The sequence below is a fragment of the Dyadobacter diqingensis genome (assembly GCF_024220585.1).
GTDB lineage: Bacteria > Bacteroidota > Bacteroidia > Cytophagales > Spirosomataceae > Dyadobacter > Dyadobacter diqingensis.
In genome coordinates, this window is the sequence record NZ_JAMXKF010000009.1 from 305,980 (window position 1) to 321,104 (window position 15,125).

The 15,125-nt window shown below is 41.4% G+C and carries 17 protein-coding genes; 7 read left to right on the plus strand and 10 right to left on the minus strand.

Annotated features, from left to right (window positions below):
* Nucleotides 1-79 precede the first annotated feature (79 nt).
* The 3 genes from M1L62_RS22930 to sucD are packed head-to-tail and all read right to left on the minus strand — an operon-like array spanning nucleotide 80 to nucleotide 3,023.
* The gene (locus M1L62_RS22930; protein ID WP_254561963.1) at nucleotides 80-862 is read right to left on the minus strand and encodes a uroporphyrinogen-III synthase; all 783 of its coding nucleotides are present in this window, start codon (nucleotides 860-862) and stop codon (nucleotides 80-82) included.
* Nucleotides 863-904: 42 nt separating this feature from the next.
* Entirely contained in the window at nucleotides 905-2,086 is a 1,182-nt protein-coding gene (locus M1L62_RS22935; protein WP_254561964.1) for a DUF4271 domain-containing protein, read from the minus strand.
* A 58-nt stretch (nucleotides 2,087-2,144) separates the two neighbouring features.
* Complete coding sequence (gene sucD, locus M1L62_RS22940) at nucleotides 2,145-3,023, minus strand: succinate--CoA ligase subunit alpha (RefSeq protein WP_254561965.1); 879 nt, start codon at nucleotides 3,021-3,023, stop codon at nucleotides 2,145-2,147.
* Nucleotides 3,024-3,127: 104 nt separating this feature from the next.
* Between sucD and M1L62_RS22945 the strand changes: the two genes are divergently transcribed.
* Nucleotides 3,128-3,730 carry a hypothetical protein gene (locus tag M1L62_RS22945; protein WP_254561966.1) on the plus strand — a complete coding sequence of 201 codons (603 nt, stop codon included), beginning with the start codon at nucleotides 3,128-3,130 and terminating at the stop codon, nucleotides 3,728-3,730.
* Nucleotides 3,731-3,754: 24 nt separating this feature from the next.
* Nucleotides 3,755-4,327, plus strand: a complete 573-nt coding sequence (gene azu, locus M1L62_RS22950) for an azurin (protein WP_254561967.1) — start codon at nucleotides 3,755-3,757, stop codon at nucleotides 4,325-4,327.
* Nucleotides 4,328-4,400: 73 nt separating this feature from the next.
* Here azu and M1L62_RS22955 read toward each other — a convergent pair whose 3' ends face one another.
* On the minus strand, nucleotides 4,401-4,946 hold the full coding sequence (locus tag M1L62_RS22955; protein ID WP_254561968.1) for a TlpA family protein disulfide reductase: 546 nt from the start codon (nucleotides 4,944-4,946) through the stop codon (nucleotides 4,401-4,403).
* A 199-nt stretch (nucleotides 4,947-5,145) separates the two neighbouring features.
* Here M1L62_RS22955 and M1L62_RS22960 point away from each other — a divergent pair, with 199 nt between their 5' ends.
* Nucleotides 5,146-6,492 carry a tetratricopeptide repeat protein gene (locus M1L62_RS22960; RefSeq protein ID WP_254561969.1) on the plus strand — a complete coding sequence of 449 codons (1,347 nt, stop codon included), beginning with the start codon at nucleotides 5,146-5,148 and terminating at the stop codon, nucleotides 6,490-6,492.
* 81 nt (nucleotides 6,493-6,573) lie between these two features.
* Here the strand turns inward: M1L62_RS22960 and M1L62_RS22965 are convergent, their stop codons facing one another.
* The 3 genes from M1L62_RS22965 to M1L62_RS22975 are packed head-to-tail and all read right to left on the minus strand — an operon-like array spanning nucleotide 6,574 to nucleotide 8,236.
* A complete protein-coding gene (locus M1L62_RS22965) occupies nucleotides 6,574-7,284 on the minus strand; it encodes a superoxide dismutase (RefSeq protein ID WP_254561970.1) in 711 nt (236 codons plus the stop codon).
* 26 nt (nucleotides 7,285-7,310) lie between these two features.
* Entirely contained in the window at nucleotides 7,311-7,925 is a 615-nt protein-coding gene (gene recR / locus M1L62_RS22970; RefSeq protein ID WP_254561971.1) for a recombination mediator RecR, read from the minus strand.
* 35 nt (nucleotides 7,926-7,960) lie between these two features.
* Nucleotides 7,961-8,236, minus strand: coding sequence for an ATP-dependent Clp protease adaptor ClpS (locus M1L62_RS22975; protein WP_254561972.1), 276 nt, complete (start codon nucleotides 8,234-8,236; stop codon nucleotides 7,961-7,963).
* Nucleotides 8,237-8,343: 107 nt separating this feature from the next.
* On the opposite strand from M1L62_RS22975, the gene M1L62_RS22980 reads away from it, so the two are divergent.
* The 4 genes from M1L62_RS22980 (at nucleotide 8,344) to M1L62_RS22995 (ending at nucleotide 11,914) form a co-directional block, all read left to right on the plus strand.
* Entirely contained in the window at nucleotides 8,344-9,801 is a 1,458-nt protein-coding gene (locus tag M1L62_RS22980; RefSeq protein WP_254561973.1) for a sodium:solute symporter, read from the plus strand.
* Between the two features lie 111 nt (nucleotides 9,802-9,912).
* On the plus strand, nucleotides 9,913-10,401 hold the full coding sequence (locus tag M1L62_RS22985; RefSeq protein ID WP_254561974.1) for a GtrA family protein: 489 nt from the start codon (nucleotides 9,913-9,915) through the stop codon (nucleotides 10,399-10,401).
* A gap of 304 nt (nucleotides 10,402-10,705) precedes the next feature.
* Nucleotides 10,706-11,284, plus strand: a complete 579-nt coding sequence (locus M1L62_RS22990; RefSeq protein WP_254561975.1) for a hypothetical protein — start codon at nucleotides 10,706-10,708, stop codon at nucleotides 11,282-11,284.
* Between the two features lie 231 nt (nucleotides 11,285-11,515).
* On the plus strand, nucleotides 11,516-11,914 hold the full coding sequence (locus M1L62_RS22995) for a T9SS type A sorting domain-containing protein (RefSeq protein WP_254561976.1): 399 nt from the start codon (nucleotides 11,516-11,518) through the stop codon (nucleotides 11,912-11,914).
* Nucleotides 11,915-11,983: 69 nt separating this feature from the next.
* Here the strand turns inward: M1L62_RS22995 and M1L62_RS23000 are convergent, their stop codons facing one another.
* From M1L62_RS23000 to M1L62_RS23010, 3 genes are read right to left on the minus strand one after another with little or no spacing between them, the layout of a single operon-like run.
* Nucleotides 11,984-12,349 (minus strand): MGMT family protein, encoded by a 366-nt coding sequence (locus M1L62_RS23000; RefSeq protein WP_254561977.1) that lies wholly within the window; start codon nucleotides 12,347-12,349, stop codon nucleotides 11,984-11,986.
* Nucleotides 12,300-12,902, minus strand: a complete 603-nt coding sequence (locus M1L62_RS23005; RefSeq protein WP_254561978.1) for a DUF3109 family protein — start codon at nucleotides 12,900-12,902, stop codon at nucleotides 12,300-12,302. The genes M1L62_RS23000 and M1L62_RS23005 overlap by 50 nt, the downstream gene beginning before the upstream one ends.
* 12 nt (nucleotides 12,903-12,914) lie before the next feature.
* Entirely contained in the window at nucleotides 12,915-15,125 is a 2,211-nt protein-coding gene (locus tag M1L62_RS23010; protein ID WP_254561979.1) for a LysM peptidoglycan-binding domain-containing protein, read from the minus strand.

The following is a 15,125-nucleotide window of genomic DNA, read 5'->3' on the forward strand; positions in this document are numbered from 1 at the left end:
GCATATTCACGAAAAAAATTGACATAATAATAAAAAAGGCCGGGAAAATTTCTCGGCCTTTTTAGTAAGTAAGATTATGCTAAATATTATTCGCCTTGCGGATGTATAACTCCAGTGCACCGGTCATGGAAGGTGCATTCGGCAAAGGTGCCTGAATGTCAAGAATTAAACCTGCATCCTCTACTGCTTTGGCTGTTGTTGGCCCAAAAGCAGCTATACGCGTGACGTTTTGTTTGAAATCAGGGAAGTTGTCAAACAGTGATTTTATTCCCGAAGGACTAAAAAAGGCTATGATATCATAATACACATCTTCAAGATCGGAAAGATCTGAGGAAACTGTCTGATACATAGTGGCTTCTGTAAACTGAAATTCTTCTGTATCCGCAAATTCAGGAATTTCGTTTTTACGGACATCCGAACAAGGATATAAGAATTTTTCTTTCTTGTGTTTGCGGATCAGTTCAATCAGCTCAACAGCTGTTTTTGTACCGTTAAAAATTTTGCGTTTACGAATCACAATATATTTCTGCAGATAGTTGGCTGTCTGCTCTGATATACAGAAATATTTCATAGTAGCCGGAACTTCTATGCGTCCTTCAGCACAAATTCTGAAGAAATGGTCAATGGCATTACGACTTGTGAAAATCACTGCCGTGTGATCCAGGATATTAATCTTTTGTTTACGAAACTCTTTGTAAGAGACTCCGTCTATCTGGATAAATGGCCGAAAATCCACTTTAATACCATACTTCTTAGCTATCTCAAAATAAGGTGAATTTTCGTCGGCCGGCCTGGATTGGCTTACCAGAATACTGGTAACCTTTTTGAGCCGATCCTGATCAAATTTGATGGTCTCACTCATGTATAATTCTCATTAGTTTAATTTCAAAATGATCCCTGAAACTTAAATAGCGAACTTTATGCCGATAATCAACGGGATTATTTCGATGACGCAAAGGTACGAAAATAAATAGAGATTAATAAATGATGCGGGAGGCTTAGTCACAACATAAAGCGTAACGAACCGGATCACATAGAAAATCAGGAAGGGAAACATTATGTAAGGACGCAGCGGAACGAGCCACATTGCATTGTTCGTACTTAGCATAAAAACAAGAAGAAACAAGGCAACATAAAAGAAGTACGAAGATTGTATTATTTTTAGGAACAGCGTATCGACTAGCTTGTCAAGATTGAGCATTTGGCCGACCAAAACCATGAAAACGTACTTCCCGTAAGTCAGGAGAAAAAAGATCGTGGAAAGAATAAAAAAATCTGCAAGAAACTCCAAAACGTTAGATTCTTCGGACAAAATGGAGGAGACTGAAAACAGATTTAGCTTATTATGTGCAAAAAATATCAGGGTAAAACCCATCAGCATGGATACAATGATGACCAGAAATATGACATTGTTGCTGTATGGTTTATTTAATTTTGAAAGTTGCTCCCGGGGATCATTATTGAAAAATTCCAACGGGTTGATCACTCTCGAAAAAGCAAGCGGATTAAGGTTAAATATCCATACATTTAGTATGAGAATAATTAACATGGCAATGACTGAAAAATTACCAAATGGTGAAAAATTAATTGGTTTTATATTGATCAGTGTGGAAGCGGCCTTCTCAAGAATGCCTACGGCGTCGGCCTGTTTCTTATGACAGATCAGTGCGGTTTTATCTTCAATCCCCGAATTTCCGTAGATTGAAAGCAATAATTCTTCTTTTTTGTATATCCTGAAAAGACTGTCAACGCTCAGTTCGAGCCACTCACCTTTGTTTATTTTTTTCTGAAGCGCACCTTCCAGAAAAAGATAACTTTCATTTTCGGCCTTTAAGAGAAGAAAATACCGGCGGTTTTTAAGCAAATCGACGTACAAACTTACTGAACGGGTGCCTTCATTAATTCCTTTGGAGAAAGGGACATAGTTTTTATACTGGCCGCTGTAAACAAGCCAGTCATTCTGATAGTCATAAACAGGGAAAAATTGCCCGGGTGGCAATGCCTTGTCGGCGCCCCGTGCAACTGTGCCGGCGAAAAGGGATGCCGTAATAACGACTAAAAAAAGCAGTGAATGAATTGACTTCATTGCTACAAGAAAGGGCGGGGTTTCCCCAGCCCTTTCATAAGATATTAAAATATTGTAATTATTTTCTTCCTAATGCCTTAAGCATGGTTTCGCCGATCAATGCAGGAGATTCTGCAACGAAGATACCGGATTCTTCCATGATACGGATTTTAGCTTCTGCTGTATCGTCAGCGCCACCGATGATTGCACCAGCGTGACCCATACGACGACCTTTCGGAGCCGTTTTACCAGCGATAAAACCTACAACAGGTTTAAGGTTACCGCTTTCTTTGATATAGTTTGCAGCGTCAGCTTCCATGCTTCCACCGATTTCACCGATCATTACAATCGCCTCTGTTTCAGGGTCGTTCATAAGTAATTCAACAGCTTCTTTCGTTGTTGTTCCGATGATCGGGTCACCACCGATACCGATCGCTGTTGTTTGTCCAAGACCTGCACGTGAAAGCTGATCTACGGCTTCGTAAGTTAATGTTCCGGATTTTGAAACGATACCCACAGTTCCTTTTTTGAAGATAAAGCCTGGCATGATACCTACTTTACACTCTTCGGCAGTAATAATACCCGGACAGTTTGGGCCGATCAGGCGGGTGTTTTTACCTTTAATATATTGCTTTGCCTGCATCATATCTTTGGTAGGAATGCCCTCGGTAATACAAACGATTACGCCAATACCTGCGTCAGCAGCTTCCATAATAGCATCAGCAGCAAAAGCTGGTGGTACAAATATAATCGCTACATCAGCTCCTGTATTACGGACAGCCTGATCTACTGTATTGAATACAGGTCTGTCAAGGTGGTAAAGTCCTCCTTTGCCTGGCGTTACACCGCCAACTACATTAGTTCCGTATTCGATCATTTGCTGGGCATGAAAAGAACCCTCAGAACCCGTAAATCCCTGAACTATAATCTTAGAATTTTTATTAACTAAAACGCTCATGTTGGTAAATCAGTTTTTTTGGTAAAAGTAGGACGAAAAGCACGAAGTAGCAAAATGAAACTATAATTTGTAAATTGCTTTATCGATAATGTTTAAAATTGCCCATGAATATACTGACGAATTCCCATATCTTTTCCAATCTTGTTTTATGCACAGCAGGTGTCTTTGTCTTTTTGAAGTATTTCAAGTCTCAGAACTTGCAGAGTCGTTTATTATGGGGCATTTTTTTGTTGAGTATATCATTGAATGCCGGTATTGAATTGCTGGTATTTGCAGGGTGGGAAAGTCTCGGATTCGTAAATACAGTTACAACCGTTGCTGAGACCACTTTAGGTGCGGTTTGCCTGGTCGTTGCCTCTTACAGTCTGATCATGCGATATCAGGTAAGCAATATCCTGTTGGGATCTACACTGTTGTTTGGTTTTGTACTTTTTCTCAGTATCCTTTTTTATAAAGTAGAATATGTCGGCTGGATCATCCAGCCGTTTTGCATTGTCGTCACGCTTTGTACGTCCTGCCTTGGACTTGCTTACCGTCAGAAGAGCGCCTTGTGGGTGGTATTGGCAATGACACTTCTGGCGTTGTCTGCCAAGTCTCAAAAGATCCCTTTACCGATGCACCCGCTTGATCTCAATCATTATATCGTCGTTTTGTCGATAATTTGTGTTGGTAAAGCCGTGCGTGATCAGTATAAAATCCTTTTCTGACATTTTATATTCAAACATTTGTTAATGGATTGTTTTTTTATAAATCCATATACTAACTTGCGCCAGTTAATTTTCAACAATAAAGTTTATCCATATCCTAATATGAAAATGATTAAGTCCAGCGCATTGCTTCTTGCCGCAGTTATGGCTTTCGGAGCGGTATCTGTTAGCCCTTTACAGGCAAAATCACTTGGTACTTCTGAAGTACGCGATGTTAAGCAAGCAAAAGCTATCGTGATTAAAGGTAGTGATGCGATGCAGTTTGATGTAAAAGAAATTAAGGTAAAGGCAGGACAAAAAGTGAAACTTACACTTACGCACTCTGGTAAACTTGCCAAAACTGCAATGGGCCATAACTTCGTATTGCTTAAAACCGGTACTGACATTGCTGCATTTGCAGGAAAAGCAGCTGCTGCAAGAGAAACTGAATATATTCCTAAGTCTGAAGAAGCGAGCATCATCGCACATACCAAATTGGTAGGTGGTGGCGAAAGCGATACTATTGAGTTTACAGCTCCTAAAAAAGGAACGTATACATATATTTGCAGCTTCCCAGGTCACTATGCGTTGATGAAAGGTACTTTCATCGTAGAATAGTCGATATCAAAACATAAAAAAAATGCGATCCGGAATTTCCGGATCGCATTTTTTTTATGTTTTGATGGCAGGTTTATATCTCAGCCAATTGCTTTTCGATCAGCTCAACAACCTCCGGTCGGTCCCACTGCGAAGCGCCGGTTTCCTGTGCTATAATTTTACCCTTATATATGATGTAAGTTCTCGGGATGGCATTGCCGTCCAGCGCAGGCGGGTAGGGGCCGGTAAATTGGTAAAACGGAAGCTGATAACCTTTCCTCGCAATGAACGGGTTCACAGTTTCGGCATCTTCATCGGATACAATATAAAAGTCAACCTTTTTGTGATCCTTATACTGGTTATATAACTTTTGAATTCCCGGCATTTCCATATTGCAGGGCCCGCACCAGGTAGCCCAGACATTCAGAAAAATCAATTTATTTTCATCCATCGTTACGGCTTTCCCTTCAAGATCAGTCAGGGCGGAAAGGTAGACAGAAGAATTGGACGGCAGATCGGATACGGTATTTTCAGCTGTTTCCGGCGAATCTGTTTTGGGTGCAAACAATGCGAAGTAAACAGCAATAAATGCAAGAATCGATAAACCGAAAATCAATATTTTTTTTGGAGTACTTCCCATGGCGAAAATTGTAATAGTTTAAAATTGGGGTAGTTAGAAATTTTTCTATCTATAAAAGTAGGAATTTTATCCAAGATATTAATTCTGTATCAAGACTTCAAAAAATACATCTGCTGTTTGCTGTGCTCAACCGGAATTTGAATACTTTTATGCAAAATTTGAATATTTTAAATCCTTCGTATTGAAAAACTATACATTCATGAAACTAAGACAATCTCTGTTTTTACTCCTGGTTGCTGTTTTATTTCTACCACACCTATCCATTGGACAACGTTCCGCAGCAGAATATTTTGAAGAAGGAAACAACAAGGCCAGAGCCAGTGATTTCGCCGGCGCACTTCAGGCTTACAGTGTCGTTGTTTCAATTAACGCTGATCACGCCCCAAGTTATTTTAACAGAGGGTTGGCCAAGGCAAACCTGAAAGATCATCGTGGTGCGATCCTGGATTATGACCGCGCGATTGAAATTAACCCAAAGGAAGCGCTTTATTATCAAAGTCGTGGTGTAAGTAAAAGTATGCAGGACGATTACCGCGCAGCTATTCAGGATTATACAAGATCTATCGAGCTTAGCCCTGAGGATGCAAAATCTTACTACAACCGTGGCGTAAGTTATGCCAAACTCGAAAATCACCGGAGTGCAATGACTGACCTTGATAAAGCGCTGACGCTGGATCCGGGAGATGTAGCGGCATTGTACGCAAGAGGAAATTGCAAGCAGCATTTGCATGAGTATGCCGGAAGTCTGGCGGATTTTTCACGCGTGATTGAAATCAGTCCGAAACGGGCAGGTGCTTATGCGGGAAGAGGAACAGCTAAAATTGAGCTGAATGATTTTCAGGGAGCATCGGCTGATTTTACAAAAGCTATCGAACTTAGTCCGAATGAAGGCAGCTACTATGATAAAAGAGGTTTTGCGAAAAATAAAGTGGAGGATTATCAGGGTGCTATTTCCGACTACGATAAAACATTACAACTTGCACCTGAAAACTATGAAGCGTACTATGGTCGCGGGTTTTCTAAAAGCAAGTTAAACGACCAACGTGGTGCGATCGCTGATTTGACAAAAGCGATCGAGCTGAAAAATACCTATGTTTCCGATCCTAAGAAAATCCAGTATACCGGTCCGATTAATAAAGGAATCTTGGACGAATTACGGAACCAGGTCAAAGAACACATTAAAATTGATGATCTGACTTCTGAGCGTTCGGAGGCTTATTACATCCGTGGCGTGAGTAAATCAAAAAGCGGCGATAGCAAGGGAGCTTTGCTGGATATCAGTACGGCTGTGGAATTGAACCCGACCTATTCGGATGCTTACTTTTCAAGAGGATTGATTAAGTCGTCGATTGGAGACCAGATGGGCGCGGTGCTGGATTTTAGCAGCTCTATCAAATTGAAATCGAACTTTCCGGAAGCGTATTACATCAGGGGAATTATCAAACATAGCCTTGGTGAGGTGAATGAAGGCTGCCTGGATCTGTCGAAATCAGGCGAACTGGGCTATATGGCGTCTTACAAAGTGATCAGTACTTATTGTAATTAAGAATGAAAAATTAAGAATGAAGAATAAGGTAAGATTAGGGACAGTATTCTTAATTTTCAATTCTTCATTCTTAATTAAATTTTACGCTTTCTTCAGATTCTCCGCTACCTTATCCCAGTTTACTACATTCCAGAATGCTGTGATATAGTCGGCGCGTTTGTTTTGGTAATGCAGGTAATAAGCATGCTCCCAGACATCCAGTCCTAAAACAGGCGTTCCTTTCAATTCTGCAATATCCATCAATGGATTATCCTGATTGGGCGTAGAGCTCACAGTAAGTTTCCCGTCTTTCGCAGTAAGCCATGCCCAACCCGAGCCGAACCGCGTGGTAGCAGCCTTGCCAAATGTTTCTTTAAATTTATCGAACGAACCGAACTGCGCGTTGATGGCGTCAGCTACGGCACCTTTTGGTGCACCGCCTTTGCCCGGAGCCATGATGTCCCAGAAGAAAGTATGGTTCCAGTGTCCGCCTCCGTTGTTGCGGATTGCAGCCGGAGCCTTTCCTGCTGATTTTACGATCTCTTCAAGCGTTTTTTTCTCGAATTCAGTTCCTTTTACGGCGTCATTCAGGTTTTTTACATAAGCAGCATGATGTTTGCCGTAATGTATTTCCATCGTCAATTTATCTATGCTAGGTTCCAGCGCACCGAAATCGTACGATAGAGGTGTTTGTTTGAAAGGCGCGCTTTCGAGCAATATTCCGGATGAAGTTTCTGCGAATGCGTAATCAGCAATTGCACCAACGGCCAAAGTACTGCCAGCCAGGGTGCGCAAAAAATCTGTTCTATTCATCGTTACTGTGATTTTTAAATAAACAATCAATCGTAAGCCACCCGGCTAACGATACTGCGTCCAAGTGTTATTTCATCAGCATATTCAAGGTCTCCGCCGATAGGAATCCCACGGGCGATCGTACTTACCCTGACTTCGCTTGGTTTTAGTTTTTTTTGTAAATAAAAAGCGGTGGTGTCTCCTTCCATCGTCGGGCTAAGTGCGAGAATAATTTCCTGCACGCGTTCGTCTGCCGGTGCTTCCTCAATCCTTTTCAGTAAAGAATCAATATTTAAATCCGATGGGCCGATTCCTTCGAGTGGTGAAATAATACCTCCCAAAACATGATACAAACCTTTGAACTGGCTTGTCGCTTCAATGGCCAGCACGTCGCGGGTATCTACAACAACGCAAATGATTGAAGAATCACGCTTGGGATTCTTACAAATATTGCAAAGTGCTTCGTCCGAGATATTGTGGCATTGGCTGCAATAACAGGTCTGGGTCCGCATTTTGATCAGCGCCTCGGAAAGTCCGCGGGTTTGCTGCTCATCACGTTTCAGCAAATGTAATGCCAGACGCAACGCTGTCTTCTTACCGATTCCCGGAAGTCGGGAAATTTCACTGACTGCATCCTCAATAAGACGGGACGGATAATTCATGTGTAGCAATAAAGTAAGTAACCGACGGTTAGTAATTAATGAATTTCTGCTGAAATACCTCTTCTGCAAATTTCATTCCTCATGCCGACCAGTTCATCAAATTCACCTTCTTTGACAGAGCATTTTCCTTTGTAGTGTATGATAATCGTGCACTGCTCTGCTTGTTCGCTTGTATGTTTGCAAACATCTACCAAAGTGTCTATAACCCAATCGAATGTATTAACGTCATCGTTATAAACGACCAGTTTTTTTAGCTCGGTTTCGACCGTTTTTTCCAGAATTTCTGTTTCTGTATCTATAAGCACTTGCATAACAACCAAATTTCTGTTTGTTTAGCAAATCTAATCAAAAGTGGAGATTATTCGAAGCCTTTTATTACCTCTTTTAATATTCTACTATTCTTAAAACCCGCTGGTGAATGAATCCATACGTTTCTTTAATTATCCTAATTGTATATTTTGCAATGCTGATCACCGTGTCAGTCTACACATCACGTGGGGCCGACACGAACACTTTTTTTACTGCTAACCGCCAGTCTCCCTGGTATTTGGTTGCTTTCGGGATGATTGGTACTTCGTTATCCGGGGTAACGTTTATATCAGTGCCCGGCGCAGTTACCAATATCCAGTTCTCCTATTTTCAGGTTGTTATCGGTTACATTTTAGGTTATCTGATCATCGGAACCGTACTGATGCCGCTGTACTACCGGCTTAACCTGATCTCGATTTATTCATATCTCGAACAACGTTTTGGTTTTTGGTCATACAAGACCGGCTCGGCCTTTTTTCTTTTGTCGAGAACGGTTGGTTCTGCGGTCCGTTTATATGTTGCCGCGCAGGTTTTACAGATCGCATTATTCAAACCGCTGGGTGTTCCTTTTGAAATTGCGGTTGCAATAACCATTTTACTGATCTGGATTTACACATTTAAAGGTGGTGTGAAAACGATCATTGTAACGGATACCTTACAGACTTTCTTCCTGATAACGGCTGTAATTCTGACGATTATACTGGTTTCAAGAGAGCTGAACCTGCACGGGATTTCTGATGTCTGGAATACGGTTCAGGATAGTGGCTATTCAAAGATTTTTTATTGGGATATTGATGACCCGAAATATTTCTGGAAGCAGTTTTTTGCCGGTGTTTTCATTGCAATCGTGATGACGGGCATGGATCAGGATCTTATGCAGAAAAACCTTACCTGTAAGAATATCGGTGAAGCACAAAAGAATATGTTCTGGTTTACGGTTGTTTTGGTGATCGTGAATTTCATGTTTTTATCACTGGGTGCTTTGCTTTACGTATATGCATCTGCGAAAGGAATTCCAACGCCTGTAAAAACGGATGAGTTCTACCCATTGCTGGCGTTGAACCATCTGGGACTAGCCGTGGGGATTACGTTCCTTTTAGGGATCACCGCTGCCACTTATGCAAGTTCGGATTCGGCCCTTACGGCGCTTACCACAGCATTTTGTATCGATTTTATGGAGATTGAAAAGAAACCTGAAGGTAAAAGATCAAGTATTAAGTTCTGGGTTCACATTGGATTTTCGGTATTGTTTTATCTTGTAATCCTTCTGTTTAACAGGATGAATAATAAGGAAGTGATCACAGCTATTTTCGACCTTGCCGGATACACTTATGGCCCTTTGCTTGGATTGTTTACATTCGGCTTGTTCCTGAAACGGCCTGTTATCGATCGCTGGGTGCCGCTGGTTTGTATTGTGGCGCCGGTTGTTACCTACGTTATTAATGAACATTCCGTGGAATGGTTCAACGGTTATAAATTCGGTTTTGAGAGGTTAATTATCAATGGCCTGATCACCTTTATCGGCCTTTGGCTTCTTACAGACTCTAAGGCGAAAAAAATCGCCTGAAAATAAACTGACCGTATTTGTCTGAGGTTATTTGATGATCTCAGACAAATACGATTTCAGACTGTTACCTTTACAATCACATTGCCACCATAAAGTACGCTTGCACACGCCATGGAAAATGAGTTATTAAACAAACGGGATATCTTCGCCTATTTCCTTGTCGCCGCTACCGGCGCATTGATACAGCTGATCATCGGTACGTTGGCGCAGGACTGGTTTTCGATCAGTTATCGCGAATCGTTGACCCTGGGTTATCTGGCGGCATCTGTTGCAGGCTTTTTCCTGGCAAAAATATTTGCCTTCAACTCAAAAAATAAATCGAAGAACCACAGAGAAAAGGTGAAGTTTTTCCTGGTTACTGTCCTTTCATTTTGCATCACGGTTTACGGCTCTGACGCGTTGTACCAGTTAACGTTGCTGCTGGTTGGAGAATTGAAATTCGTCATCCCGTTTTCTGTAAAAGTGGTTGATATTAACAAGCTTTTCAGTCAGCTGACGTGCATGACGCTGAGTTTTATCAGTAATTACGTGCTGCATAAAAGATTTACTTTCAAAGACACCGGTTTTTACGACAGGCTGAAAAGTTTATTGAGTAAATAAAACAACTCCCCTCAGGTTTATTTCTTAAAAAATGACAAAAGCGACATCAAAAATACTGATGGTTGGTGTTGTCGTGATTTTTATGTCTTTTCTGCATATTTTCTTTAAAAATTAGTCAGATATAGACTGTTTTTCAGATTAAAATAAGCGCTTTTTATCTTGTTTTAGTTCTATATATATTGTAACTTTCTTTTGTTAAACGGTTATAAAAAAGGCCGTATTTTATTAAAAATACATTGAATTTATAATGAAGCGAATAAGAGAACCGTAGTTTTTACAATCTATCAAACTAAATATCAAGACAATGAAATCACTATCATTATTTCTTATCGGCAGTTTGCTCTGCGTGTCCTGTGCAAAAAATGAAAAACAGGATGAAGCAACTCAGAGTGTAAATATTGAAAAGGAAAAAAAAGCCATCAACGCCACCATAGAAAAGGAAACGCAGTCCTTTTTTGCCAGAGATTATGAAGCATGGAAATCAAACTATGCGCAAACAGATTATGCATTTCAGGCATGGAGCAATGATGATGGTACCTTTGATTCGAATGTAGGCTGGGATGATATCAACAAACAAATCGGAAAATATATAACAGACAATCCGGAACCCGTATCCAGTCACCCAAAAGTGGAACGGAAGAATATGCTTTATAAATTTTACGGCGATAACGTTGCGTACCTTACCTGGGACCAGTTTAACAGCGATAAACCCGAAAAAAACTTTCACCATAGCAAAGAAGTCAGGCTCATGGAGAAAATCAACGGCGAGTGGAAAATCGTCTGTGTATCGGCATTTTGGGACTATAAAAACCTGATTCCGGCAAGTAAACTTCCAATGATCCAGAAAATAGCCAACGAGAGCCGCGGCAAAAACAAAATATAAATAGCTATGAATCAGTGTCCGGTATGTTCGCTATCGAAAAATAATGTTCGGTATTGAACACAGGAACCGGACACTGGTCTTTAAATGTAATTTGATTAAAATGTTGAAAATAAATTAGTTATAGGTTGATTCTCCATTTGTTTTAAACACGTTTCTGATTTGGCACAGGCTTTTTTAGTAAGATGATATCCATGTAATATGGAATGTTCAATCTTATAAAAATATATAGCCATGAAAATTTCAAACGTTTCAAAATTAGTTTTGTCCCTTGGACTAGCCTTGTCAACTTTATCTTTTAGCTACGCGAAAGAAGAAGGAACCGAAAAAAAAGAAGCCAAAGCAGCCATGGCCTTTGACGCTTCGTTGTACAAAGTTGCCAACACCAATAAGGTTAAGCTGGCGATCGATAAAATTCCGGATGCTAACGTGACCATTCTTTTGAGAGATAATCACGGCAAGGTTATTTATCACGAAGTACTTAGAAAAAACAGTGAAGACCTTTACCGCCGTGTTTTTGATCTTGAAGGTGTAGAAGACGGGGCTTATTATTTCGTCATGATGGGGAAAAATACGAAAATCACTAAGAAGGTAGAAATATCTTCGTCGAGCACAAAAGTGATTCTTTTATAAGAATCAACGATAATAAAAGGAGCTCTGTCATCAATTATGGCAGAGCTCCTTTTTGTATTTTAAGTCGGTTTACAACAATTCTTTTTCCGGATCCCAGAAACGATTTGCCCAATCCTGGACCACATCATCTTTCACAACTACCCCCTCATGCTCTAATCTTTCCTGCATGGTGGTTGGTGTTTCAAAAAGATGCCGGGCGCTTAACAGACCGTCTCTGTTGACCACTCGGTGCGCCGGGATATCGTGATGGGTATAACTGCTTCCCATTGCCCATCCAACCATGCGTGCGCCACGTTTTGAGCCCAGATATGCAGCAATCGCTCCATAGGACGTGACGCGCCCTTTGGGAATCAGGCGAACGACCTGATAAACATCCTCAAAAAAATCATTTTTCGGTTTTTGATCCTGAATTTTTTCTGGCTTCTTTACGCTCATCGATTTCCTGAGTTAATTCTCCATACCATTTCGGACCGTATGCGCGGATCAGCGGTTCTTTCAGAAACTGGTATAGCGGCACACCTAATTCCTGGCCAAAACTGCAAGCCGGACTGCATATTTCCCAACGATCATAATTGAGTGCCTGATATTGTTCATATTTCGTAACGCGGATCGGATACAAATGGCAGGAAATTGGTTTTTTGTAGTCAATTTTTCCGTCATTGTAAGCTTGTTCTATCCCGCATTTCAGAATTTTGCGTTCGTCATAAATGGCATAGGCACACTCTCTTCCGTTGATAACCGGCGTCACATAGTCGCCTTCAAAGTCTGTTGTGTACGTACCTTCTGCTGCAATAACTTTTTTCCCCTCTTCGGTCAGATACGGTTCCACATGTTTGTAGATGCTATCCAGTATCGGCAGTTCTTCAGCGTCAAGCGGAGCACCTGAATCTCCTTCTACACAGCACGCACCCATACATTTATCAAGGTTACAGACGAAAAGCTGGTCCTCGATATCATCGCTGATGCATGTATTATCAATCAGTATCACAGTGAATTTTATTTATTGTTGTGGTATTTTTAGCTTTTGGCCAACTTTTACGGTGTTACCCGACAAATTATTCAGCTTTTGAATATCTTCTACGCTAACCTGATAATTTTGAGAAATACGGAAAAGTGTTTCCCCTGTTGCAACCGTGTGTGTTTTGGCACCTGATCCTTGAGACGTTTTCTGGCCCGAAGCAGTTTTTGTATCAACAGCACCGCCGGCCTGTTTCTGAACAATCAGTTTTTGACCAACACTTAATTTAACAATATCATTCAAATTATTCAGCGCAAGCAATTCTTTCACACTCAGACTATACAGTCTGGAAATGCTGTAAAAAGTCTGGCCCTGCTCAACGGTATGGAATGTATTGGATGCTTTAACAGCCGTAACGGCCGGTTTTTCCTTCACTGGCGGAAGCGGATTGTCAAAAGCAGTTGGTTGCGTATTTGCAGGTGTTCTTGACGCGTTTTCCGATGGCGTTGAAAATAAATTACTGTCAGACTTGCGGGCTACCGGTTTCTGAGCCGGTTTTGCAGTGGTTGCTGGTTTGCTTACTGCCGCCTTTGGCTCTTCCGATGGCTTGAAAGAAGTATCATCATTATCCTGTGTAATGATCACAACCCGGTCGTTTGTATTTTCAGTAGATGGTTTCGCTGCAACAACAGGAATTTCTACGTTTGCCGGTGCGGCAACAGTCGGTGTAACGCCAGGCTGGAATGCCTGATTTTCTTTCGCTATGCTGCTTTGGCTTTTGTCAACCAAAACCGGTGTGTATTTTTTGCGGCCCGATGCATTGGAAGGAATGTCATTCGAAGAAGCCGTTTGCGGCTGAGTCGGAACAGAAGCGATCAATGGATCCGTAACCTTATCCTGCGGTTTCGGCGTGATAATTTCGATCGGCTGGTTTCTCGGACGTTTCTTATTAAGCCACACAACCTGTCCTGTTTGCAAAGGATAATTGCGGCTGATTGTACGGTTAAATTTCAAAAGGCTCACCAAACGAATACCATATTGCTGAGAAATGCTCTGCCAGCTGTCTCCTGTTTGAGCAGTGTGAAATGGCGTCGCCGCCTTTTTATTCTTTTTCGCCAGATAGTAGATATTTCCCGGAATGACCGGCATTTCAGCCGTCAGGTCATTGTATCTGCGGAACCGTGTGCTTCTGAGATTTCCGGCAGATGCGACAGACTTGGCGTCGTCACCCGCGCGGGCTTCAATACCCGGAAGACCATTTATTTCGTAAAACGTATTGCCATTTTTACCAGCTGGCTTGCTGTTCGATTTCTTTAATATTGGGAATCCTGTTTCGTCTGGTGCATTATTGGATGAAGCAAGAACAGGCTGATCCTGCACGGGTAACGATAACTTGGAGCGTACCGAAGCAACCTGATTTGTCGGTACGGGCAGGGTGATAAGATACTCGCGGTCGGTTGGAACACGGTTATCGTTTACCCAGCGGTTATAACTTTTTACATCAGCTTCTGAAATACCCAGTTCGCGGGAAATATCTGAAAACGATTTTCCTTTACCATATTCAGATTCAATAAGTACCAGGTTATTGCTGGTGCGGTATCTTTCTATACCCGCTTCCAATGCGATTTTGTGTGCAAAAAAGCGAAGCATATAACGGTCGGTTTTACCATTTAATACCACTTCACGGGCGTACGACCAGTTGGCCGGAACAAGTTTTTTTACCCCGCCTACACCCTGATAGTAAGAATACAATGCAGAAACCCAGTTGTTCAGCTGCTGATTGTTTTTCTTCAGATACCAGGCGGCAGCATGGGTTGAAGAACTGATATTTTTTCTTTCGTCAACATCTTTGTCCACGCGGAGGTTAAGTTCCATCGCTGTTTCCGGTTTAAACTGCCAGAAACCAACCGCATTGGAACTTGAAACCACGTCCGGTTTGAACGAGCTTTCCTGAACAGCGAGGTACTTGAAATCGATAGGCACCTCTTCATCCATCAGAATACTTTCAACGATCGGAAAATACAGTATCGCCCGGTCCATTTTTTCTTCCCAGAATTTCCTGTTTGACATCAGGCTTTTTATATCTTCTTCAATAAGATTTTGAGCCGATCTGTCAAATTTTACCGTAATACCTCCAAAAAGGACACTAGCCGGAATTTCCGGAGTACCCTGTGCTTTTGCCAGATTTACCTGAACAAAAAACAAAATTACGATTGAGGTAAATTTTAAGTATTTGCTGGAAATTTTGTTCAT

Excerpts from the sequence above, each read along its gene's own strand:
- M1L62_RS22995 (WP_254561976.1), top strand. The coding sequence starts at position 11,516 with ATGAAAATTTCAAACGTTTCAAAATTAGTTTTGTCCCTTGGACTAGCC.
- M1L62_RS22980 (WP_254561973.1), top strand. The coding sequence starts at position 8,344 with ATGAATCCATACGTTTCTTTAATTATCCTAATTGTATATTTTGCAATG.
- M1L62_RS22975 (WP_254561972.1), bottom strand. The coding sequence starts at position 8,236 with ATGCAAGTGCTTATAGATACAGAAACAGAAATTCTGGAAAAAACGGTC.
- sucD (WP_254561965.1), bottom strand. The coding sequence starts at position 3,023 with ATGAGCGTTTTAGTTAATAAAAATTCTAAGATTATAGTTCAGGGATTT.
- M1L62_RS22960 (WP_254561969.1), top strand. The coding sequence starts at position 5,146 with ATGAAACTAAGACAATCTCTGTTTTTACTCCTGGTTGCTGTTTTATTT.
- M1L62_RS22955 (WP_254561968.1), bottom strand. The coding sequence starts at position 4,946 with ATGGGAAGTACTCCAAAAAAAATATTGATTTTCGGTTTATCGATTCTT.
- M1L62_RS22935 (WP_254561964.1), bottom strand. The coding sequence starts at position 2,086 with ATGAAGTCAATTCATTCACTGCTTTTTTTAGTCGTTATTACGGCATCC.
- M1L62_RS22990 (WP_254561975.1), top strand. The coding sequence starts at position 10,706 with ATGAAATCACTATCATTATTTCTTATCGGCAGTTTGCTCTGCGTGTCC.
- M1L62_RS22965 (WP_254561970.1), bottom strand. The coding sequence starts at position 7,284 with ATGAATAGAACAGATTTTTTGCGCACCCTGGCTGGCAGTACTTTGGCC.
- azu (WP_254561967.1), top strand. The coding sequence starts at position 3,755 with ATGGATTGTTTTTTTATAAATCCATATACTAACTTGCGCCAGTTAATT.
- M1L62_RS22930 (WP_254561963.1), bottom strand. The coding sequence starts at position 862 with ATGAGTGAGACCATCAAATTTGATCAGGATCGGCTCAAAAAGGTTACC.
- recR (WP_254561971.1), bottom strand. The coding sequence starts at position 7,925 with ATGAATTATCCGTCCCGTCTTATTGAGGATGCAGTCAGTGAAATTTCC.
- M1L62_RS23010 (WP_254561979.1), bottom strand. The coding sequence starts at position 15,125 with ATGAACAAAATTTCCAGCAAATACTTAAAATTTACCTCAATCGTAATT.
- M1L62_RS23000 (WP_254561977.1), bottom strand. The coding sequence starts at position 12,349 with ATGAGCGTAAAGAAGCCAGAAAAAATTCAGGATCAAAAACCGAAAAAT.
- M1L62_RS22945 (WP_254561966.1), top strand. The coding sequence starts at position 3,128 with ATGAATATACTGACGAATTCCCATATCTTTTCCAATCTTGTTTTATGC.
- M1L62_RS22985 (WP_254561974.1), top strand. The coding sequence starts at position 9,913 with ATGGAAAATGAGTTATTAAACAAACGGGATATCTTCGCCTATTTCCTT.